The sequence below is a fragment of the Bacillus sp. FJAT-27245 genome (genome assembly GCF_001273955.1).
Taxonomy (GTDB): domain Bacteria; phylum Bacillota; class Bacilli; order Bacillales; family Cytobacillaceae; genus Bacillus_D.
Map to the genome: position 1 here is coordinate 280,053 of NZ_LIGI01000001.1, position 21,879 is coordinate 301,931.

A 21,879-nucleotide genomic window follows, 5' to 3' on the forward strand; every position below is an offset into this window, starting at 1 on the left:
AGAAATGGAGAAAGAGCATTGACTAATCATATTAAAGTAGGAATTGTAGGCTATGGTAACCTGGGCAGAGGAACGATTGAAGCAATCAAGCAATGTTCTGATATGGAGCTTGTGGCTGTTTTTACAAGAAGAGCACCTGAAAACCTTTTAATAAAGGAGCCAAATGTAGAGGTATTGCATATTTCAAGTGCAGAGGAATATAAGGACAAAATTGATGTGATGATTTTATGTGGAGGTTCAGCAACAGACCTCCCGGAACAAGGTCCTTATTTTGCTAAAATGTTTAACACGATCGATAGTTTTGATACACACGCAAAGATTCCAGAATACTTCAGCGCGGTTGATGAAGCGGCGAAAGAAAGCGGCAAGACGAGCATTATCTCAGTCGGTTGGGATCCAGGTTTGTTCTCTTTGAATCGTTTGATGTCGGAAGCGATTATCCCAAATGGTGCAACGTATACTTTCTGGGGGAAAGGGCTTAGCCAAGGGCATTCAGACGCGGTTCGTCGAGTAGAGGGTGTAGTTGGTGGTGTTCAGTATACGGTTCCGATTGATGAAGCGATTGAAAAGGTTAAAAGCGGGGTTAACCCTGAGCTTTCAACCGGTGAAAAACACCGTCGTGTTTGTTATGTGGTAGCTGAGGAAGGCTATGATAAAGCTAAAATTGAGCATGATATTAAAACAATGCCGAACTACTTTGCTGACTATGATACAGAAGTAAACTTTATTACAGCAGAAGAATTAAAAGAAAACCACTCAAAATTGCCACACGGTGGATTTGTCATTCGAAGCGGGAAAACAGGAAAAGACAATAAACAAATTATTGAATTCTCGCTTAACTTAGAAAGCAACCCTGAATTTACAGCTAGTGTACTAGTGGCATATGCACGAGCAGCTTATCGTTTAAATAAAGAAGGGCAAGCTGGTGCAAAAACTGTTTTTGACGTTGCACCCGGTTATCTGTCTCCAAAATCCGCGGAGGATTTGAGAAGAGACCTATTGTAAGAGAGGTGCCTATCCCCAAGTACGTCAATGATTTAATGATTCGGGGGTTTTTAATGATAAAAACTCACAATCCGTGTGTAGTCACATACACTCTGGACATGTAGAAGAGGTCGCAAAAATTATACTGAAAGAAGGCAACTACCCCTCAGGGAGTTGCCTTCTTTAATATTAAGGAAAAGTCATTACTATTTTAGAATAGACAAATCTCATTAGTTTTACGTTTCGTATCACCTTAATTTTATTGGAATAGTACAGCACTATATGTTCTACTTTCCGACGAGATCCACCAAGATTCCGATGTAAAAATTAATCCACTATTCTTTCCGGACAGGAATAGACATTGAATGACTCTCCCCGAATAAAGCCCACAGCTGTAATGTTTAAATCCTGGGCTAGCTTGATTGCCAAATCAGTCGGTGCTGACTTTGATAATACGATTCCCACGCCAATCTTCGCAGCTTTCAAAAGCACTTCAGAAGAGATTCTTCCGCTGAATACAATAATTTTATCCCTTACAGGAATATTGTTTAGAATACTATATCCGAATAATTTATCCAACGCATTATGCCTGCCAATATCGGTACGGACAGCAATGATTTCATCCGGTGTACAGAGTGCAGCATTATGGACTCCTCCGGTTTCCTGAAACACTTCTGAGCTGTTTTGCATTTCATTCATGAGATAAATGCTTTGGGAGGCACTAATTTTTATTTTTGACATGGACGTCCTAGCTGTACGGGCGTCATTGTGGAAATAGAACTGGCGGCTTTTCCCGCAGCAGGAGCCAATGAACCGCTTTGAATAATACTGCTGATTTGTAGTTGAATTCACCTTTAATTCAACATAGGCATAGCCACGATCTTCGTCAATGCTGAGTGATAGTATGTCACTGTAAGTACGTATGACCCCTTCGGATGCAAGGAAACCGATAACCATTTCTTCAAAATGGGTAGGAGTAACAACCATTGTGGCAAACTCAACGTTATTGACGAACACAGTCAAAGGGAATTCGTTCACAATCACATCTTCAACATTAAGAAAACGGCCATTGGAATATTTGGTTATTTGATATTTTTGGCTCATACTTTCCAGCATAATACTCACCCCAAATTTGACGAAATCTTGAATAATTAAAGTGTAACCATATTCTGATCATTTTCACAAGAAAAATAACTAACATGCACATAGTGAAAAATTATTAGGTTAAGTGTTGCACTTAACTTTGTGAAATGGTAAAATTTTTCTAAAGTTCACAAAAATGTCACATTTTGATTCGAAATAGCGACCCTGTTCTCGGTTAAAGTGTGAACATTTGAAAGCGATTACTGTTAGTCTGAAAGTAGCGAACCTGCTGGAACCTAACCGTCAGTCTTTTTCTGCATGCGGCCCCTCGCATGTATGACAGATTGGCGGTTTTTTTGCTGCAATTTGCCCTACAGACAAGCAGTCCATGCAGAAACATACCCACGAGGAGGAACGAAATGAAAACGAAAAACCGATGGCTCATTGCTGCATCGGCTGTGGGCATCCATATTTCCATTGGCTCTGTCTATGCTTGGAGCAATTTTACAAACCCCTTAATGGAGCAATTTGGCTGGACTGCAAAGCAAGTCCAGTTCACCTTCAGCCTTGCGATTCTGTTCCTTGGCTTGTCTGCTGCTTTCCTTGGCCACTTTGTTGAAAAGCACGGACCGAGAAAGGCTGGACTTCTTGCAGCCGCATTCTTCGGCGCCGGCATTTTAGGTTCGGGTCTCGCAGTAAATCTTGGTTCCCTGCCGTTATTGTACATAACCTATGGAGTATTGGGAGGAATTGGCCTTGGAGTCGGATATATTGCTCCGGTTTCGACGCTTGTAAAATGGTTCCCTGACAGGCGCGGCCTTGCAACAGGGCTTGCGATTATGGGATTTGGTTTCGCGGCTGCAATCAGCAGCCCAATCATGGATTCATTGATTAAATCTGTTGGCACTGCAAATACCTTTTTTATCCTGGGAGCTGCCTATTTTGCAATTATGACATTATCTTCTCTTTATTTGGAAAAGCCCCCAGTGAATTGGCTTCCTGAAGGATTCAAGGAAAAGGTCCAATCCGGAAAAGCCAAAGTTAAGCAGGATCTATCTCAGTTAACGGCTAATGAAGCTGTCAAAACGAAGCGGTTCTATTATCTCTGGCTCATGCTATTCATTAACGTAACGTGCGGGATTGCAATTCTATCAGCTGCAAAGCCGCTGTCGCAGGAAAGTATTGGTCTGACAACAGCCGGCGCAGCCGCACTTGTCGGGGTAATGGGACTATTCAACGGTTTCGGCCGCCTTGGCTGGGCATCCATTTCTGATTATATCGGCCGTCCCAATACGTATACCATTTTCTTTGCTACTCAAATTGTCTTGTTTGCGTTGCTGCCGCATACAACAAATGCCTTGCTATTCCAAGTCATGCTGGCGATTGTATACACAATGTACGGTGGCGGTTTCGCATCCATTCCTGCCTACATCGGCGATTTGTTTGGAACAAAACAGCTTGGTGCGATTCACGGTTACATTCTTACAGCTTGGGCGGCGGCAGGGTTGGCAGGCCCAATGTTTGCAGCATGGATGTTTGATAAAACACAAAGCTATGCAGCGAGCCTTACCTATTTCGCAGGGTTGTTTGTCGTTGCACTAGCCGTATCGATCGTCATCCGTTTTGACATACGCAAGTTGCGTAAACAGATCGAGCAAAAGAAGCTCGCATCTTGATTTCTTTTTTAATCGAGCTCCGTATGGTAAAATACCAATCATTATGAGCCTCTGGAGTTGGGGGAAATTATGAATAAATACGAAGCTGAGTTTAGTAATCTGGTTCGATCCTTTCGAAAGAAGCATATGGGAAAAGGGCCAAGCAGAATTACCACGACATTTTGCAAAAACTGGGCAATTTGTGAAATGGAAGGAAACCTTTCACCGGTAGAGAAATTCATTGCTTCCGCAAACGAGGGGAAACAGGCATTGCGGGCTGCCAGAACCGAAATGGTAAAAGACATGTACCGAAAAAACCCTCCTGTGGAAATGGAAGAATTTCTTGGCTGTAACTTTGTTGAGTTGTTCGTAGATATTGATATCGACCGAGACTTTGGAATGTCAGTTTTTGTTTTTGATCAAGACATCGAAAAAAAGTTTTGTAATTAACTTTAAGGTATGGCACTTGGCAGCGTTCCTGCTAAAGACTAACCACCGTTTACCTTGGAATTCTCTGTAATTCCAGTGTTTGCGGTGGTTTTTTCTTTTCAAAACGGCTTTATTTATGATTTTAATAGGAGTGTTTTATATGGGAAAAACGAAACATCCAGGACCTCAGAAAACAGCGGCTATGCCGGCACCGGAACATTGGGTCAGCCCCATTCCTTTTGGGCTCGGCAAGGTAAAGCCGAAACATATACGTGATACTGTTAAAACACTTTGGGAGAACCGCGATAATTTCGGGTATGCCGCCAATATCCTGACAAAGGGTGTGTGTGACGGCTGTGCACTGGGAGTGTCGGGGCTTCAGGACCAGACATTGACAGGCCCCCACATTTGTACGACTAGATTGAACGTTCTCCGCTTAAATACAATCGGAGCGATTAAACCGGAAATCCTTCATGCTGATATCGATGAACTAAGGAAATACAGCAGTTCGGAGCTCCGCAAGCTCGGCAGGATTCCTTATCCGATGATTCGCAGGAAAGGTGAGCGCAGGTTCTCAAGGATAACCTGGGATGATGCGATGGACATGATAGCCGGGAAAATGAAACAGCTGAATCCGAAACAATATGCTTTTTACCTGACCGCGCGTGGCATTACAAATGAAACATACTATGTCGCGGCGAAGGTATCCCGTTTCCTTGGCACGAACAATATCGACAATGCCAGCCGGATTTGCCATTCCCCTTCAAAGACAGCACTGAAGCGCTCTATCGGCGTTGGGGCCTCGACGGCCAACTACCTAGATTGGATTGGTACGGATGTACTTTTATTCTGGGGAAGCGTTGCGTCCAACAGTTCGCCAGTTTCCTCAAAATACATGCTTGAAGCAAAGAAAAAAGGAACAAAAATTATCGTTGTGAATCCATATCGGGAACCGGCAATGGACAAATACTGGATCCCTTCGAACCCCGAATCTGCCTTGTTCGGAACAAAGCTTGCCGATGATTTTTATCAAGTGAATATCGGCGGGGATATCGCATTTATGCACGGAATAATGAAGCATTGGTTTGAAAAGGAGGAAGTCAGGAAAGGTTCGGCGATTAACCATGAATTCGTCCAGGAGCACGTAAATTGCTACTCCGAGTTAGTGGCACATGTCCAGCAGCAATCATGGGAAGAAATTGAAAAGTCTTCGGGAGTTGCAAAGGACCGGATTGTTGAATTGGCAGAGTTGCTGGCAAATAGCAAAAACGCTGTCTATGCATGGGCTATGGGTTTAACGATGCATTCCTTTGCTACGGATAATATTTCTCAGGTGGCCAACCTTGCTTTATTGCGTGGACATCTAGGCAGAAAACATGCTGGTTTAATGCCTTTCCGCGGCCATTCTTCTGTACAGGGCTCGGGGGAAATGGGTGCAGACCCCTTTGTTTTGCCAGGGGGAGATTTCTACGGTGAAAATATCGGCCGGATTGAAAAACTATGGGGATTCAAGCTGCCTAATTGGCAGGGAGATATTGTCGGGGTCACCCTGGAAAACATAGTCCTCCCGGATGATCATGAACGGAAAATCAAACTTTACTATATGTCAGGCGGTAATTTCCTGGAGACGATGCCGGATCCGGAATTTATAGAAAAGGCACTGTCCGGACTTGAAATTCGTGTTCACCAGGATATCATCCTTAACACGTCTACTCTGCTCGATGCCAAGGAAGCGGTCATAGTCCTTCCGGCGAAGACACGCTATGAGCAGGAAGGCGGCGGCACATCCACTTCAACTGAACGTATGGTTTATTTCAGCCCGGAAATTCCGGGGAACAAGAATCGCATCGAGGAAGCGCGTGAAGAGTGGAAAATTTATGTCGATCTTGCAAAACGGGTGAAGCCGGAAACCGCAGATTTAGTCGATTTCAAGGATGCACAGGCAATCCGCAATGAAATTGCTTTAGCCAACCCCAACTATGACGGTATCCAGCACTTAAAAAATGCCGGCGATGTATTTCAGTGGGGCGGCGCCTGGTTGTGTGAGGATGGCATTTGCCCTACGCCGGATGGAAGGGGAAATCTCATTGCTGTTGATATTCCAGACCTCGGTAAAAAGGAAGGCCAATTCATTGTCACATCCCGCCGCGGCAAACAGTTCAACTCCATGGTTTATAATGAGGTGGATCCGTTGACTGGCGCTGGCCGCTATGATGTGTTAATGAATGAAGATGATGCGCGGGAATTGAGCATAGCTGAAGGTGAAGGAGTCGTTCTTTACAATGGATTCGGCGTTTTCCAGGGAAGGGCAAAGTTTGTTGAAATCTCGCGCGGAAATGTTCAAGTTCACTTCCCGGAAGGTAATTTCCTTTTGCCTCGTGGTCGTTATGAAAAATTTGCAGGCATTCCGGATTACAATATCATTGTCACCCTGGAAAAGGCAGACCGCTTTAGCGCAAGGAAAGACGTTCAATATGCAGAAAAACGCATTGAAGAAGATGAAGTTGATGCACCAGCTTAAAGCTTAAAAATGAGGCTTTCCAAAAAGTTCCTTCTGGCTGCAACACAAGAGGTACAACTAGAAGACCTTCTAGTTGTACCTTTTTGCGTAGAAAAATTCCGATTGCCTTCTGCTAAGTACGGCCTCCTTGCACTCACTTTGTTAATGAATATCTTGGATAGTTTTTTCTAGGAATTCACCCATACGCTTAACAACGGGCTCTGAAAAATCAAATTTGACTCCAGTTTCTTCAAAAATCGAGGCGATGGATTGATTGTAGTCTGCACTTGCCCCTTTTTTATAGGATTCAACCGCTTGATCTGGATTTTTCTGATAGTTTTCAAGTAATTGAAGAGCCCCCAGCATTGCAATGGCGTATTCAATAGTATAGAAAGGAAAATGGAAATAATGAATGGTGTCTGCCCAGCTCATCCCAATTTCCTCTTCAAACCCGGAAGTATCCACAGGGTTAAAGCCATAACGTTTTGAGATTTCAAAGTACTTTTCATCACGCTCTTTGGCAGTGTGCGTAGGATTCGTATACATCCAATGCTGGAATATATCCCCGGTTAGAGGTTTTAATAACATTGAAAATGCCCATCTTAGCTCTTCACGCTGGGCGCTCTTAAATTCTTCTTTTTCTGGATAAAAGTTATCTAACTTATCCAATAAGAGCAATTCCATTCCAAAAGAATACAGTTCAGCAACTTCCGCTCGATGTTGGTATTCCTCAAAAGGCCCGTGTTCTGAAAACCCTAGGTACCCATTCACCGCATGGCCCATTTCATGAATCAATGCGCTCAGTGAATCAAAGGATGGACTAAAATTCGCGAAAACAAAGGTATCCCCGGAAACAGGTAAGTAGGTACAGAAAGCACCTGGGCCTTTTCCTTTCCGATCTCCAAGATCTAGTAATCCATGCTCCCTCATGTGCTCGAAACTCTCTCCAAAATAGGGGTCGGTCTTTCCTAACATTTCTGAAACGCCATCCAAAAGAGTAGATACTTCGGAGTATGGTGGGTTTTTCAATAATTTTGCGGTATTATCCCAAGGGCGATACGTATCAACATTAAGTTTGGACTTAAAGACGTCTGCTAACCGATTCCACGCTGGGACAATATGCTTTTCTACATTATCATGAAAGTCATAACAATCTTGAACAGTATACTCGCGATTTTTGACCACAAACATATACTCACGATAATTTTCAAAGCCTGCATTTAAAGCGATTTGATGGCGCAGTTGAACAAGTTTATCCATAATGGCATCTATATCGAGCTTAATCCCTCGATGGGCTGACATCATGGCGTGATAAGCTTTTTCTCGCACCTCTCTGTCAAGGTCATCGAGCTTGGATTGAATGGACGAATAAGGCTTTTCCTCCCCTTCCCATTCAACTGTTAATCCTCCCATCATTTCACTATACTTCGTACAGAGCTCCTGTTCTTTTACCATTAAGGGAATGTTTTCTTCTCTGAACAGTTTAGCTTTGGACTCGCGAACGCGTCGCATTAAGCCGTAACGGTCTTCATCTAATTGATATAAGTAAGGAGACTCACTGCATTTCTCATTCAATTTTGCTTCATATTTCATTAAGATTGGCTGGATGACTTGCTGATCGTGAAGATAAGTCGACTTGATATCCGCATCCTCTGTGTTTCGGTAGAAATCGACTTGGTGGCCTGTCATAGCCTCCGTGATTTTCATCATTAAATCTTTTTCATCTTTCAACCACGTTTCGAGGTCAGAAATAGATTCAATCGGAACCTCAAGTAAACTTCGAAATTGAGCTTCGACCCCTTCTGCATCTTGTAAATCAATTAATTCTTTATAATATTTATGACCTGTATCTTGTGTCATGGTTAACTCTCCTTCCCCTTAATTAGTTTAGGTTTTCCTAATATTCATATTAGAAATTTGTTAAATTAAAACTAGCTTTTTCAAAAATATCAACATAGGAGTTTTCAAGGAAGAAGACAGAAGCTGTGTTTCAAAAAAAGATAAAGTTTTAAAAAAGGCAACCAACCCGGTTGTAAGTTGGGCGTTGCCATATTGCGTTTCTTGTAATGGATTTACAAAGCTGTGATGATAAGCAGTTCCTCCGAGACTGTGCCCACGAAGCTAGCTGCATAGTAAGATCACGGCGTAAACAGTTTCCATTTCCCTTCGGATACTACTTCGACCGCTCCATCGATCACTTTGATGGCGGTTTGATCATCAATTGCATAGGCAGCCCCCTGCATCTCGGCAGCCCATTTCTCTGCATTAGCCATCGTGTTATACGGCAGCATCTCGTGATCCAGATGCGGGAACATTGCAAAATCGACCAGACCAAGCGTTTCATCACCACCGTTGGGTGGAGTCCAGCCAACGAAAAATTCCCCGATGCTAGGTGCCATCACCATGCTCCCAGCACTCATTCCCACATAGACTGCGTTCAGCGACGGCAAGAGGTCTGCCAGCCCGGATTGCCACATCCAGTGGCAAAGGTAAAGGGCGTCACCGCCTGATACCAGCAGGACGTCCGTCCCCCGGACCAGCGGCACCCAGCGGGCTTCGTCGATGCTTGGCAGCGCTGTGAGCTCCAGCACGCCGACGGACTTCCAACCCAGATTTACCATGGGACTCTGTTCTTTCCCGCTGATGAACTCCCAGGTTTTAACGCCTGGGCCGACCCAAGGATGCCCGTACATTGCGGTGGGGATGCACAGTGCGCTAGATTCGGCAATCGGTTTGCCCAGCATGTCAACCAGCGCGTCGTGTATGCTATTGTTAGTGACACCTCCAGATGTTAGCAGTAATTTCATTACTCAATTCCTCCTCTTTGTGTGAGTTGGCGTTTCATTTTTCAGACACTTTTCAAATATGGTTGCGGATGTCTATTGGGGCAGCTTGCTCGTATGGCCAAACTGACCCGATATTGTTGTCGATCTAATTAGATCTTTTATCTTTATTGGTATGCAGCTACATGCTGTAACTAAATGTTTACATCGTGGGGTAGCAAGAGTCAATAAAGAATTCCGAATATTTCGTACCTTAAATAAGGTAAAGTATTTTTATTATACTTTTAACGATTATTAATGGAGAGAATACTTGATGAATGGGGCGTGAATTATTTGGCGCGTGTGTTATTTATTAATACTGGTTCAGAAGGGCATCTCAATCCTACTATCGGTGTTGTTCAAGAGCTTATTTCGCGTGGAGAAGAGGTAGTGTACTTTACAGTTGAAGATTTCCGGGAGCGATTGGAGAAGGCGGGGGCTACGGTACGAACCATTGATGGTCAAAAATTTATAAAGGCCTTTATTTCAAGTGGCAGAACTCATTTGCTAGAAAGAATTAACGGACTTTTGCATACGGCGGATGTAGTCATACCCACGGTTCTTGATCAAATCAAAGGAGAGCATTTTGACTATATCATCCATGACTCCATGTTTGGCTGTGGACGTTTACTGGCCCAAATCCTGAATCTTCCCGCAATCAATTCCTGTACATCTTTTGCGCAGACAAAAGCCTCTTTTGATAAAACATTGGAACAGTTGTCTAATAAAATTCCTGCAGAGGTTCTTAATCCTATATACAATGAATTTAAAAACCTTGTTAGAAGGGTAACAGAAAAATATGGAGTAAAGATTCATTCTCCGTATGAGGTTTTTTGTAATCCCGCAAAGCTCACAATTGTGTATACAACGAGGGAGTTTCAGCCATTAGGAGAAACATTTGATCAAACCTATGAATTTGTTGGCCCATCCATTTGTTCAAGAGTTGAGCACGATAACATTGACATGTCCACATTAAAACGAAAAAGTCCCATTTACATTTCACTCGGTACTGTTTTTAATCGGGATGTTGGTTTTTATAAGCTTTGTTTTGAAGCATTTGGAAATAGCAAGTACCCCGTGGTGATGTCGATAGGGAACCAAATTCGGCTGGATGATTTAGGGGAAATACCCGAAAACTTCATTGTAAGAAATTATGTTCCACAACTTGAAGTGCTGAAATACTCTACATTATTTATTACCCATGGTGGGATGAACAGTACCCATGAAGCTCTCTATTGCGGGGTTCCGCTCATAATCATTCCACAAAGTGCGGATCAGCCAGTCATTGCCAGTCAAGTTGCCAAGATCGGAGCGGGTATAAAGTTACATATGCAAGGCTTGACCGCAAAGCAGTTAAAGGAATCCGTAGATTATTTACTGAACCACCCATCTTTCCGTGAAGCTGCTGAAAATATTCAGGAGACTCTTCAAAAATCCGGTGGGTACTACCAAGCCGCCGACGAGATTTTCGAATTTAAAAAACAATATAATATATAAAAGATTATCTTTCCGATATTGCGAAGAAATGAGCAACATTGGCGCCTGATGATGATTTAGAGAGTGCCATATGGTTAATATCCAGACACCATTTTAAAAAGATTCCTGTCATGGACAGAGTGGGCCGGGCTGTAGGGATCAGCCAGTTTCGGTGTTTTTATTTTCAAGTAATTAGGTAGAGTTCTGGCGGGATAGTGGACGATACAGCATTTTGTAAAAACTCCACAGAAAGGATAATAAAATGTCAGATATTAAAGATGAAATCATTTTAAGAGGGCTTAAAGAAAATAATTTAAAAAATGTAGATTTAAACATTCCAAAAGAAAAAATCATCGTCTTTACTGGTCTTTCAGGCTCTGGTAAGAGCTCAGTGGTATTTGATACATTAGCAACAGAAAGCAGAAGACAAATGACATTGAACTATCCTCTCTATGTGAGAAATCAAATGCCAAGATACGAAAGGCCCCATGCCGACCTTATGCAAAACCTAAGCCCGGTTGTAGTAGTAGAGCAAAGGCCAGCAGGCGGCAATTCCCGTTCGACAGTGGGCACCTATATGGATATTGATCCATTAATCAGGCTTTTGTTCTCGAGGATAGGAAATCCACCCATAGGTTCTGCCACAGATTTTTCAAGCCAAAGTTCTTTTGGCAGATGCCCTGAATGTGGCGGATTTGGGGAGGTCATTGCTCCGGACGTAAATAAGCTTGTCGATTTCGATAAATCACTTCGAGAGTATGCTGTTCAATTTAAACCATTATCCCCCGCAGGCTGGCAAGGCCATTGGATGATGACCTGCGGATTATTTGATCCGGATAAACCAATAAAGGACTACTCAGAGGAAAAACTCCACCTGTTCTTATATGGTCCGCGGGAAGGTGAAAGAGCCTATGCGCCGTTCCACACAAAAAATGGGCCCCACAATGCAGAGTGGGATGGGTTATTGCCGAGATTTACGCGTGTCTACATAAATAGAGATATTTCAAAACTAAAGCAAATATCCCAGGATGATGTACTAGCTGTGACCACACATTCATTGTGTCCGCTGTGCCTTGGGTCAGGCCTTAACCCAAAGGTACTGGAGTGTAAAATAAATGGCTTAAATATTGCAGAATACGATCAATTAGAGCTTCCGGAATTGCTGGAAGAACTAAGGGGCATAAAAGACCCTATGGGAGAATCGATAGCGAAACAAGCAATCCCCTATGTAAAACAATTAGTCGACATGGGACTGGGGTATTTGAGTCTGGCAAGAAAAATGGGCACCCTTTCCGGCGGGGAAGCTCAAAGGGTAAAAATAGCCCGTCATTTAGGGAGCAGTTTAAACAATATTACATACATTTTTGACGAACCGAGTGCTGGGCTCCATCCGGAAGAAGTGAATATGTTAATTCAGATGCTAAAAAGGATAAAAGACCAGCATAATACCGTAATCGTAATCGAACACAATCTTTCAGTAATAAAAGTAGCTGATGAAATAATAGAGATGGGTCCAGGAGCAGGGGTGAATGGAGGAAAAGTAGTCTACCAGGGAAAAATAGAAGGATTAAAAAACTCTCCAACTGCTAAAGCGTTAAAGCAGCAGCTAAAAATAAACAAAAGTCCAAGGGAAATAAAGAGCTATTTTACAATAAGAAGGGCAAGTAACAACAACTTGAAAAATGTGAATATCGATATTCCAAAAAATGTCCTAGTCTCTGTATGCGGAGTTTCCGGTTCCGGCAAAAGCTCCTTGCTATTGGAAGCGTTCCGTGAAAAATATCCAGAATCAATAACGGTGGGACAAGGTGGAATCGGTATTTCAAGCCGGTCGACCATGGCTACCTATATGGGAATCATGGATGATATTCGGGCGATTTTTTCAAAGGCAACGGATCAACCGGCAGGATTGTTCAGTTTTAATTCCTTAGGGGCATGTCCTGTCTGTAAAGGAAAAGGGGTTATAACGCCGGAAGTAGCATTTGCCGATCCAGTGACAATACCCTGTGAAGCATGTGGAGGTACGAGATACTCAGACGAAGCACTGTCCTATCGATATCACGGAAAAAACATCATTGAAATATTAGATTTGACAATTGACGAAGCTGTTGATTATTTTACAATGCAAAAGATTTTAAACAGGGTACATACGCTAAAGAACGTAGGATTAGGCTACCTGACCTTAGGGCAGACGACCAGTTCTTTAAGCGGAGGGGAAATCCAGCGTTTAAAACTCGCAAGCCATTTGCAAAAGGAAGGACAAATTTACATTCTGGACGAACCTTCCTTAGGGCTGCATGCTGAAGATGATGAAAAACTCCTCGATGTATTTCAAAACCTTGTAAACAGAGGCAACTCTGTCATCATCATCGAACATAATCTTGACTTTATAGCAGCGGGCGACTGGATCATAGAAATGGGTCCGGGAGGAGGAAAACAAGGCGGGCAAATTATATTTGAAGGCACGCCAGAAGAGATGCTAAACGCTGAGACGTTGACAGCGAAATGGTTAAAGGATGGGGTTAGGAAAGATCTCGATTAAGATTGTGGCGAGATTGTTTTAGAATGAGCAGAAACCGCAATTGGTTTCTGTTTATTTTTTGAACTTCGCAAGAATATTGAACTCAAAAATATTTGGAAATTAACTTCCAATCAATTTGATAAAAGCTGGTCAACCGTGGTATAAGTGTAAAAGGACATTTTGCTTTAATTTTGGGATAACGGATGCCGGAAATCCCATACTGAAAGGAAATGAATATATTATGAAAGAAAATTTTTGGCGTGAATTGCCACGGCCATTCTTTATACTTGCACCAATGGAAGATGTGACGGATGTTGTTTTTCGCCATGTAGTGAGTGAGGCAGCACGTCCTGATGTGTTTTTTACGGAGTTTACAAATACGGAGAGTTATTGCCACCCAGAGGGCATTAAGAGTGTGCGCGGACGCTTGGCTTTTACAGAGGATGAGCAGCCAATTGTCGCCCATATATGGGGGGACAAGCCTGAATACTTTCGCCAAATGAGTATTGGGATGGCTGAACTAGGCTTTAAGGGTATCGATATCAATATGGGCTGCCCGGTACCGAATGTGGCACATCACGGAAAAGGAAGCGGCCTTATCCGCCGTCCGGAAGTTGCGGCAGATATAATCCAGGCAGCAAAAGCAGGAGGATTGCCCGTAAGTGTAAAGACAAGGCTCGGTTATACGGAGGTAGACGAATGGCAAGGCTGGCTGACACACATCCTGCAGCAGGACATCGTCAATCTTTCCATTCATTTGCGTACAAGAAAAGAAATGAGCCAAGTGGATGCCCATTGGGAGCTGATTCCGGAAATCAAGAAACTTCGTGACGAGATAGCACCAGATACACTTTTGACAATCAATGGAGATATCCTTGACCGTCAAACTGGCTTAAAGCTCGCCCATCAATATGGAGTGGATGGGGTTATGATTGGGCGTGGCATTTTTAAAAATCCATTTGCTTTTGAAGAAGAACCGAAAGAGCATAGCAGTAAGGAATTGCTTGACCTCCTAAGGCTGCATCTCGATCTCCATGACCAATATTCACCATTAACACTGCGTTCGTTCAAGGCTCTGCATCGCTTTTTCAAGATATATGTCAAAGGATTCCGCGGGGCAAGTGAATTAAGAAATAATTTAATGAACACAGAGTCGACTGATGAAGTGCGGGCGATGCTCGATGACTTTGTGTCAAAGAACCTTGATGTCATGGGGGAAAAGTAGAAGGCCCCATGTAAATCCAGTCCACGACCGACAATAGTTTTAAAATAAACAGAAGCCGTAATGGTTTCTGTTTATTTTTTTGAAATTGGGAGTTCTTGACGTGGTATGCTTTTAAAAAAATAAGTTCTTTTTGAAACTTTTCTGGATGATAGATTCCACTAATGAGTAAAGGGGGTCAAAAAGGATGGAAAATGAAAGCCACCGGCTAGTTAAAAAAGCAATCAAAGGCAATAAGAGCGCATTTGAAAAGTTGCTTCAACAGCATTATGAAAGAATTTACCGAACTGCCTATCTTTATGTACATAACGAAGAAGATGCACTGGATGTTGTACAGGAGGCTGCCTATCAAGCATTTACTTCTATCCATTCGTTAAAGAATCCAGAGTATTTCTTGACGTGGTTCACCAGGATTGTTATACGCTGCTCGGGAAATGTCCTAAAAAGAAGAAATAAGGTTGTTCCTTTAAGTGATGAGATAGTGTCAAATCTTCCGGATCAGATAAATCAAAACATTGACGAATCGCTGCAGCTGCTTACTGCAATTCAGCAGCTGCGGGAGAATTACCGTACAGCCATTATTCTTTTTTATTATTACGATTACCCCATTAAAACAATTAGCGGGCTGATGGAAATTTCTGAGGGCACTGTTAAAACGTATTTAAGCAGAGGTAAAGCGGAGTTGAAAAAATCCTATAAAGATGGGGAGGACAAATGTCATGGATAACAAGGAATTTAAAACAGCAATAGAGCAAATACCTGTGCCCAAAGAAAAAGTATATAGCGCCATTTCAAAAGGGATAGAAAAGGGCGGATTTCGGGAAAAAGCAAGGAAAAAGAAGGTTCTTGCAGGCGTGGCGGCTGCCGCTGCTCTTATTGGCATCACCATTGCCTCAGGATTTGTTAACCCAACTATGAATAGAGTATTGGCAAATACCCCTTTCATAGGCGGAATTTTTCAGGAATTCAATGACCCGACAGGCGAGGAATTGGCCAATCAAAATGCAGTTACACAATTAAACCAATCAATTACAAGAAACGGGGTGACTGTAAAACTGACCAGCGCCTACTTTGATGGCAGTGTGGTATCCATTACCGGATTTGTCGATGAAGAGGTTGAAAAGGGGGGGAACGAAAAAGGGGAAGTCAGCTTTGATATGAACTTCGAACACTATAAAGGAGATCACGACCCTTGGCTGCGCGGGAAGTCAGGTAACATTAAGAAAGTGGAAAAGGGATATAACTTTCAGTGGAAAATGAATTATCCATACAAAACCATCCAGGAGAATTATACCCTCCCTATAACGATTCGTAATATCAATGGAATAAAAGGTGAATGGAAATTTGATATTCCGATTCAACAAGAAAAAGTTCGTACGCTTGTTATGAATCATGAGCAAGAATATCCGGAAGATGAGGTCAAAATCCGTATTAAGGAAATTAGTACCGCAAAAGCATCATCAGTGCTAACTTACGAAACAGTACAGAAATACAAGGGTGACTATATTTATTTAAAAGCAGTTGATAATAAAGGAAAAGTATATAGATTGGGGGATGAAACGACGCTTGAAAAATCGAAACAAGAGGATGGATATCATAGTACCGAGAGAAGGGAAATGGGTAAGCTAAATTCAGATGTCACTTCACTTACCTTCTATCCTACGTTATCTCCGAAAGATCCAAAAGTACAACAGCTACTGGACAAAAAAACATTTACAATGAAAAGCACCCGGTTCAATGTAGGTTTGCAAGTAAATGATGTTACTCAAAAAGACGGGAAATTAGTAATAGACTATCAGCTAACAGGGCTTCCGAAAGATTTGAGTAAACGTAGACTTGAAATAATAACCCACAATTTGGAGTATATTATCTGGTTGGTCGATAAGGATTATTTAACCGAAATCGACCCGGACAATGCGTGGCCTCCTAAAAACCACGGTATTCCATTTAATGAAGTAAAAATGATTGATAAGGCAACGGCACACTTCCAATCTACATTCGATTTAAACGGGGAAGAAAGGATTGAGGATTTTAAGCTGGAGAATACAATGCTGCTCTTTGATTTTACGGGCTTTGGGTCGACTAAGGACCTACAGCCGTTTACAGTCGAACTCCCCGTGGAGACTGAATAAAAAACTACCGGCATGTCGTGTGTTGAGTGAAAAAATTAAAGCCCGTGAATCTGTTGAAGATTCACGGGCTTTGGTCATCCTTTTTTTCTTTGGCCCAAACAACATAGGCATGATGTATATAGAGTTATCTTCCAATTAGTGGTAATGTTCAAAATTTCGTAATAAATAGGGAACAGATTTTAAGAAAATCTGGTATACAATTAAAACAAAAGTCGGAATGATGTTCCGAAAAGAAGTGGTTGAAAGAGGGAGATAGGAAATGTCGGAAACAATCGTTTCTGTAGAACGTACCTTGGATATATTACTTTTACTATACAACAATGGCCAGGAAATGGGCGTATCCGAGATTGGCAAAGAGCTGAATCTTTATAAAAGTACAGTGCATAGAACTCTTGCAACGTTAGAAAGCAAAGGGTTTGTGTATCAAAATATGGAAAACGGAAAGTATTGGCTCGGCACAAAGATTTATACGATGGGCCTGCTCATTGGGGAAAAACTTTCAATGGTAGATATCATCAAACCATTTGCCAAGAAGCTATTTGATGAGTTTCAGGAAGTTGTCAATGTATCCATCCTGGATAAGGACTCAAAAAATGGATACAAGAGCGTTATCATCCTGAAGGAAGTAGACACGACCAAGGTGCTTTCCGTAAACCCAAATGTGGGATCGAGTTCAGATATTCATGTATCATCGGTTGGAAAATGTTTGCTGGCGAATTCCAAAGACATTGATTTGTCCACATACGCAAAAAAACCATTAAAAAAGTACACGGAAAACACAATTACCAATGGGGATGACTTCCTGAAGGAATTAGAAAAGGTGAAACGAGATGGATTTGCCATTGATAATGAAGAGCAAGAAATAGGCTTGTTCTGCATTGGAGCGCCGATTCTTGATAAACAGGGAAACGCAATCGCCGCTATCAGTATGTCTGGCCCTACAATCAGGATGAAAACAGGGGATATTGAGAAAAAGATTGCAAAAGTCAAAGAGATAGCAAATGAAATTAGCTTGGCGGCAAGATAAGCCCATAAAAACAGCAGGGAAATTCAAAAATTGAATCAGGTGGTATTTATAAACCACCTGATTGATATAAAAAGCGGGAACGAACTTATTGATCTAATAAAATTTTTGAACAGAGCTCTACTTTTGAGTGCGTAATTTCTTTTTATCATTTTTTCGGAACAGTGTTCCGATTTTTAAATAGGTTCAATAAAAAGCAAAAATTATATTTAGGGCACCAAGTTTTTAGATGGGCGGCAGTTGGTTTTGTTCACATAAACCTTCCCTCAAAAATGAAAACCCTTACAAATAGTCATGTACTTATCTATAAAAAACTATATAAAAACCGGGTTTTCAACAATCGCGTGTCCGAAATTTTTATAAAAAAAAAGCTAACAAATTAAATCGACAGCGGGGGCTGGAAAATGAGAATCCTGGTAATCAATCCTGGCGGAACTTCGACGAAAATTTCGGTATTTGACAATCATACAGAAGTTTTTAAGAAAAACATTAGCCACACTCAAACAGATTTGCAGGGCTATAAAACCGTATTTCAACAATATGGGTACAGAAAGGACCTGATTATCCGCACATTGGAAGACCACCTGTTTTCATTGGCTTCCTTTGATTGCGCTGTTGGCAGGGGAGGGTTGTTGAAGCCAATAAGCGGCGGGACTTATGAAATAAACGAGCGCATGATAGAGGATTTGCAAAATGCGATAAATGGGGAACATGCTTCCAATTTAGGGGCGGTCCTTGCAAAAAACATAGCGGATGAAATAGGCGTTCCAGCCTTTATCGTTGACCCGGTTTCAGTAGATGAGTTCCAGGAAGTTTCACGGATTACAGGTTTATCGGATCTTGAAAAAGCGAGCTGGCTGCATTCTCTGAACCAAAAGGCGGTATGCAGAAAAGCTGCCGAAAAAATGGGTGGAAAATACGAGGATTATAATTTCATTGTTGCCCATTTAGGCTCCGGGATTTCGGTAGCAGCCCATAATAGGGGAGAGATGATTGATGGAAGCGGCGGCAGAACCGACGGACCATTTTCCCCGGAGAGAAGCGGCGGGCTGCCTGCTTATCAACTTATTAAACTATGCTACTCAGGAAAGTATACCGAAGAAGAGCTGGTAAATAAGGTTAGCACTATTGGCGGGATGTACGATTACTTGGGGACAAAAGACATAATTGAGATAGAAGACAGAATAAAAAATGGGGATACAAAAGCGGCTCTTATCATGGATGCCTTTATTTATCAGGTAGCGAAGGAAATTTCCATGTATGGGGCATCTCTTTACGGAGAGATTGATAAAGTCATTTTAACTGGAGGAATAGCTCATTCGGATTCCGTTACATCTCAAGTAGCGAAGAGAGTTTCATATTTGGCAGATGTAGAAGTCATGCCAGGCGAGATGGAAATGGAAGCCTTAGCTCTTGGAGCTTTAAGAGTTTTGGGTGGGGTAGAGGCAGCAAAAATATACAGATAGGAGGTGAAAAATTGATTAGGAATTTCAGCGAGTTAATTGAACAGGTTAAGCTTCAAAACAAGTCAAAAGTATGTATTGCTGCTGCCGATGATGAGGAAGTAATGAAAGCAGTGAAAAAGGCTTCGGATTTAGGCTTTCTTGATCCGATATTAGTGGGCGACAAATTTAAAATAGAAGCAATCGCTAAAAACACAGGGTTAACCCACTATGAATTAGTCCATAGTGAATCCCCTGAAGAAGCGGTAGTGGAAGCAGTAAAGATAGTGAAGAATGGGCTAGCTGATGTCCTGATGAAAGGGTTAGTAAATACCAGTGTGTATATGAGGGCTGTCCTCCATAGGGAATATGGGCTAAGGACAGGAAGATTGCTCTCACTATTGGCCGTATATGAAATCCCCGAGTACCACAAACTGCTTTACTGCACGGATAGCGGGGTTAATGTCCAGCCGGATTTAATGCAGAAAAAGGATATTTTGACTAATGCACTGCTGGCTTTACAGGGAATTGGCTTACGTAATCCCAAAGTAGCAGCACTGACTGCCAATGAAATGACAGATCCTAAAATCCAATCAACTGTTGATGCGGCAGGATTAGTGGAAATGGTTGAAAAAGGCGAAATTCCACCCTGCGTAATTGAAGGGCCGATGGCTTTTGATGTCGCTTTCGACCGGCATGCCGCGGAACATAAGGGAATAAAAAGCCGGATTTCGGGAGAAGTAGATTTGCTTGTCTTTCCTAATATGGAAACGGGCAACGCGTTGGGGAAATCATGGCTGCACTTTAACAAAGCGAAGTGGGCAGGCATTGTGCTGGGAGCGTCAAACCCGGTCATTTTAGGCTCAAGGTCGGATACTGCAGAGATTAAGGTTAATTCTATTGCACTAGCATGTTTAGCTTCAAATAAATAAAAAAATAAAGAGTCAAATGAATGGGGGGATTCAGGTGGATAAAAAGCTTAAAACTTTTATCACAGTATTTTTTATCGGTGCGGCGTATGCTCTTATATATGCGTTACCATTTGTGCAGTACATGTTTTACGATCCGCTAGTCAAAAGTATCGGCGCTACAAACGCCCAACTCGGTTTCCTTATCATGATTTACGGTTTGGGAAATATATTTGGAGCACCAATAGGTGGCTGGATGGCTGACAAATTTAATCATAAGACCATTTATTTAGCAGCTTTAGCTGGAAACGCCGCTTTATGCTTCTTCTTTGCATACAATCTGAGCTATACAGTCGCGATATTTGTTTGGATTGGCTTAGCTGTAACATCATTATTTGCTTACTTTCCAGCCCATGTAAAGATTGTAAGGCTATTAGGGGAGAAAGATGGCCAAGGAAAAGTATTTGGATTGGCAGAAGCAGCAGGTGGAGTAGGCAGCATTATCGTTAACTCCATTGCATTATACTTATTTGCCAGGGCTGCTTCAGAAGTAGGAGGATTTAAGCTCGTAGTATTGGGTTATGGAATCGCTTCCGTAATCGTTTGCGTCATCCTTTGGTTCTTGATTGAAAATCCAGGAAAGGCAAAGGCAGCGGAAGTTAAAAAAGACAAAGTTACAGCCGGTGACTTCTTGACAGTATTAAAACACCCTGGAACTTGGTTTACAGGAATAGCAATATTCTCAGTTTATTCACTATATGTATCTTTATCCTATTTCACTCCGTACTTTACATCCGTATTAGGGGTTTCTGTTACCTTTGCAGGCGCGGTCGCTATTGTTAGAACGTACCTGATCCGTATAGTGGGAGCACCGCTTGGCGGGATGCTGGGCGATAAAATGAAATCCGTATCCAAAGCAATTCTCATATCGGGAATCGGAGCGATAGCAGTAATATTGGTTATCATGAATGTGCCTGTTGGTACAAGTACAACGATATTAATTACCCTAACTTTACTTGTATCGTTATTCACTTATATAGGCAGGGCAAATATGTTCGCAGTACAAGCTGAAGTGAAGATTCCTGAAAAATTTTCAGCCACTGCGGCAGGAATCACATGTGCAATAGGATTTTCGCCAGACCTTTTCCAATTCACCTTATTTGGAAACTGGCTCGATAAATACGGTAACCAAGGTTATCAATATATATTCATCTATACAATTGCGGTATTGATCATAGGGGTAGTGAATTCTTTCCTTTCCATTAAATATAAAAAGAAAGTGGAAAGCCAAGAAGCTGAAATACTGGAGGCAGTATAGGTTAGTAGAAATAAAAACGAGTAGTTGAATAACTGCCTGCAGGAGAAATAATAGGGGAACGGTGTTCTCAATTTTCGGAACGCCGTTCTATTATCAACTTAAATAAGGGGGGAATCATGATGGCAAAAGTAATATCCGAAGTAAAAGTTTTAACAAAGATTGATAGATGCAAACAGTGTGAACTTTGTATTCCAGTGTGTCCAAAAGACGCTATCTCCTTTAGTGATGAGATTAATTCATCAGGGCATAGGTATACGTTGATTGACCAGGAAAAGTGCATTGCTTGTGGCATTTGCTATGTAACCTGCCCGGATGGAGTATATGAAGTATTATCTGGCAGATAAAAAGATAGGGAGGTAAAGA

Annotated in this window: 17 protein-coding genes; 14 read left to right on the plus strand and 3 right to left on the minus strand. The window is 42.0% G+C overall.

Going from position 1 to position 21,879, the window contains the following annotated elements; genetic code table 11:
• The first annotated feature begins 18 nt into the window (after positions 1–18).
• Positions 19–1,005: a diaminopimelate dehydrogenase gene (locus ADU24_RS01365; protein WP_053364952.1), complete on the plus strand. Its 987-nt coding sequence runs from the start codon at positions 19–21 to the stop codon at positions 1,003–1,005.
• A 306-nt stretch (positions 1,006–1,311) separates the two neighbouring features.
• Here ADU24_RS01365 and fdhD read toward each other — a convergent pair whose 3' ends face one another.
• On the minus strand, positions 1,312–2,100 hold the full coding sequence (gene fdhD, locus ADU24_RS01370) for a formate dehydrogenase accessory sulfurtransferase FdhD (protein WP_053364953.1): 789 nt from the start codon (positions 2,098–2,100) through the stop codon (positions 1,312–1,314).
• 386 nt (positions 2,101–2,486) lie between these two features.
• On the opposite strand from fdhD, the gene ADU24_RS01375 reads away from it, so the two are divergent.
• The 3 genes from ADU24_RS01375 (at position 2,487) to ADU24_RS01385 (ending at position 6,672) form a co-directional block, all read left to right on the plus strand.
• On the plus strand, positions 2,487–3,743 hold the full coding sequence (locus tag ADU24_RS01375; protein WP_053364954.1) for an L-lactate MFS transporter: 1,257 nt from the start codon (positions 2,487–2,489) through the stop codon (positions 3,741–3,743).
• Positions 3,744–3,812: 69 nt separating this feature from the next.
• Positions 3,813–4,172, plus strand: a complete 360-nt coding sequence (locus ADU24_RS01380; protein WP_053364955.1) for a DUF2294 domain-containing protein — start codon at positions 3,813–3,815, stop codon at positions 4,170–4,172.
• 139 nt (positions 4,173–4,311) lie between these two features.
• Positions 4,312–6,672: an FdhF/YdeP family oxidoreductase gene (locus tag ADU24_RS01385; RefSeq protein ID WP_053364956.1), complete on the plus strand. Its 2,361-nt coding sequence runs from the start codon at positions 4,312–4,314 to the stop codon at positions 6,670–6,672.
• 141 nt (positions 6,673–6,813) lie between these two features.
• Here the strand turns inward: ADU24_RS01385 and ADU24_RS01390 are convergent, their stop codons facing one another.
• The gene (locus ADU24_RS01390) at positions 6,814–8,511 is read right to left on the minus strand and encodes a M3 family oligoendopeptidase (RefSeq protein ID WP_053364957.1); all 1,698 of its coding nucleotides are present in this window, start codon (positions 8,509–8,511) and stop codon (positions 6,814–6,816) included.
• A gap of 278 nt (positions 8,512–8,789) precedes the next feature.
• Positions 8,790–9,458, minus strand: coding sequence for a Type 1 glutamine amidotransferase-like domain-containing protein (locus ADU24_RS01395; RefSeq protein ID WP_053364958.1), 669 nt, complete (start codon positions 9,456–9,458; stop codon positions 8,790–8,792).
• Positions 9,459–9,767: 309 nt separating this feature from the next.
• Here ADU24_RS01395 and ADU24_RS01400 point away from each other — a divergent pair, with 309 nt between their 5' ends.
• The 10 genes from ADU24_RS01400 (at position 9,768) to ADU24_RS01445 (ending at position 21,860) form a co-directional block, all read left to right on the plus strand.
• Positions 9,768–10,970: a macrolide family glycosyltransferase gene (locus tag ADU24_RS01400; RefSeq protein WP_053368720.1), complete on the plus strand. Its 1,203-nt coding sequence runs from the start codon at positions 9,768–9,770 to the stop codon at positions 10,968–10,970.
• 241 nt (positions 10,971–11,211) lie between these two features.
• On the plus strand, positions 11,212–13,491 hold the full coding sequence (locus ADU24_RS01405) for an ATP-binding cassette domain-containing protein (protein WP_053364959.1): 2,280 nt from the start codon (positions 11,212–11,214) through the stop codon (positions 13,489–13,491).
• A 220-nt stretch (positions 13,492–13,711) separates the two neighbouring features.
• The gene (locus tag ADU24_RS01410; protein ID WP_053364960.1) at positions 13,712–14,695 is read left to right on the plus strand and encodes a tRNA dihydrouridine synthase; all 984 of its coding nucleotides are present in this window, start codon (positions 13,712–13,714) and stop codon (positions 14,693–14,695) included.
• A gap of 184 nt (positions 14,696–14,879) precedes the next feature.
• A complete protein-coding gene (locus ADU24_RS01415; RefSeq protein ID WP_053364961.1) occupies positions 14,880–15,419 on the plus strand; it encodes a sigma-70 family RNA polymerase sigma factor in 540 nt (179 codons plus the stop codon).
• Complete coding sequence (locus ADU24_RS01420; protein WP_053364962.1) at positions 15,412–16,824, plus strand: DUF4179 domain-containing protein; 1,413 nt, start codon at positions 15,412–15,414, stop codon at positions 16,822–16,824. The genes ADU24_RS01415 and ADU24_RS01420 overlap by 8 nt, the downstream gene beginning before the upstream one ends.
• A gap of 259 nt (positions 16,825–17,083) precedes the next feature.
• A complete protein-coding gene (locus ADU24_RS01425; protein ID WP_053364963.1) occupies positions 17,084–17,851 on the plus strand; it encodes an IclR family transcriptional regulator in 768 nt (255 codons plus the stop codon).
• Positions 17,852–18,252: 401 nt separating this feature from the next.
• Positions 18,253–19,314 carry a butyrate kinase gene (buk, locus tag ADU24_RS01430; RefSeq protein ID WP_053364964.1) on the plus strand — a complete coding sequence of 354 codons (1,062 nt, stop codon included), beginning with the start codon at positions 18,253–18,255 and terminating at the stop codon, positions 19,312–19,314.
• Positions 19,315–19,325: 11 nt separating this feature from the next.
• Positions 19,326–20,222: a phosphate acyltransferase gene (locus ADU24_RS01435; RefSeq protein WP_053364965.1), complete on the plus strand. Its 897-nt coding sequence runs from the start codon at positions 19,326–19,328 to the stop codon at positions 20,220–20,222.
• Positions 20,223–20,256: 34 nt separating this feature from the next.
• Positions 20,257–21,516: an MFS transporter gene (locus tag ADU24_RS01440; RefSeq protein WP_053364966.1), complete on the plus strand. Its 1,260-nt coding sequence runs from the start codon at positions 20,257–20,259 to the stop codon at positions 21,514–21,516.
• A 119-nt stretch (positions 21,517–21,635) separates the two neighbouring features.
• A complete protein-coding gene (locus tag ADU24_RS01445) occupies positions 21,636–21,860 on the plus strand; it encodes a DUF362 domain-containing protein (RefSeq protein ID WP_053364967.1) in 225 nt (74 codons plus the stop codon).
• Positions 21,861–21,879 lie beyond the last annotated feature (19 nt).